Source organism: Kocuria sp. CPCC 204721, from assembly GCF_040980945.1.
In the GTDB taxonomy this organism is placed as follows: domain Bacteria; phylum Actinomycetota; class Actinomycetes; order Actinomycetales; family Micrococcaceae; genus Kocuria; species Kocuria marina.
In genome coordinates this window covers 1-528 of sequence record NZ_JAVKPO010000069.1, presented here as the reverse complement: position 1 = coordinate 528, position 528 = coordinate 1, and the positions used below count along the sequence as shown (strand labels likewise).

1 protein-coding gene is annotated in these 528 nt (G+C 44.1%); it reads left to right on the top strand.

The genetic code is table 11. The features are described from left to right. Positions 1-3: 3 nt before the first annotated feature. Positions 4-528: transposase (locus RF637_RS13900; protein ID WP_368845139.1), on the top strand; the 525-nt coding region annotated here is incomplete at its 3' end.

Sequence of the window (528 nt, the reverse complement as noted above, 5' to 3'; positions counted from 1 at the left end):
ACCATGTATTTCGATGTCTTTACGAAAGAAATCCTAACGTGGCATGTGGCTGAGAGACGTGGACATAGAGACCAGTACATTGATGGGCTAAATGATGTCATCAACCTGTTGAAGGGCACAGATGAGCCAACTGTTCTTCATACGGACCAAGGTAGCGTGTATGCTTCGCTCGCCTATAATGAGCTGATAAAGGACACGATGATTGTGAGGTCTATGTCCAGGGCAGGAAAGCCTACAGACAACCCTGTGAACGAATCCCTCAACGGATGGATAAAAGAGGAATTGTTCATAGACTTCAAGATTGAGACATGTAATTCAAGAGAGGAGTTCGAGGAGGCCTTGGACGCATACGTGGATTATTACAATGAGAAAAGACCATGTTATGCTATCGGCTATGATACGCCAAATAATTACAGGAAGAGGTTTTATAAAGGGGAGCTTCCAAGAAAGGACACTTTTGGGAAGCGAGAGGCTAATGCAACACCGAAGTTCGTCACAGAATGGAAGAAAAAGGCTGGAAATGAGAAA